This window comes from Vibrio sp. 10N.222.49.C9, assembly GCF_041474985.1.
Classification (GTDB): domain Bacteria; phylum Pseudomonadota; class Gammaproteobacteria; order Enterobacterales; family Vibrionaceae; genus Vibrio; species Vibrio crassostreae_C.
This window is the reverse complement of the sequence record NZ_JBFRVD010000868.1, coordinates 1-404: the sequence shown is the minus strand read 5'-3', so window position 1 is coordinate 404 and position 404 is coordinate 1. Positions and strand designations below refer to the sequence as shown.

General features: G+C 43.3%; 1 pseudogene. It reads right to left on the bottom strand.

Going from position 1 to position 404, the window contains the following annotated elements:
- A pseudogene (locus AB4585_RS25990) lies at positions 1 to 304 on the bottom strand (MFS transporter); the annotation flags it as partial.
- Positions 305 to 404 lie beyond the last annotated feature (100 nt).

Genomic DNA, 404 nt, shown 5'->3' with positions numbered 1-404 from the left:
ATACAAAGCCATTGGCAAACACTGGCAATACCACAACCGTTAGGGCAAATGTCACTAAACACCCAATGAAAGCGCGTCGATGCCCTACCTCATGAATAAGACGTTCAACAATGACGGCACCGACTAGTAAGCCTGCATAAAAAGCGCTCGCAAGCCAACTCGCATAGTACGTTGGAATATTAAACTGACCCAACATAAGAGGGATCAAGCTCATTAAATAGCCCGATGCCACGGCGTAAAAAGTCAATGCGGTAACAGGTACGGTGATACGAGATACACCTTCAGGAAGAAGTGCTTTTTCCAATGTCTTGCGCCTAGATTAATGAACGATTAGGAAGGATTTAAGGCGCGAATATGGGATTAATTGAAGGCTAAGTAAAACAAAGAATTTCTAAGGTTTCGAT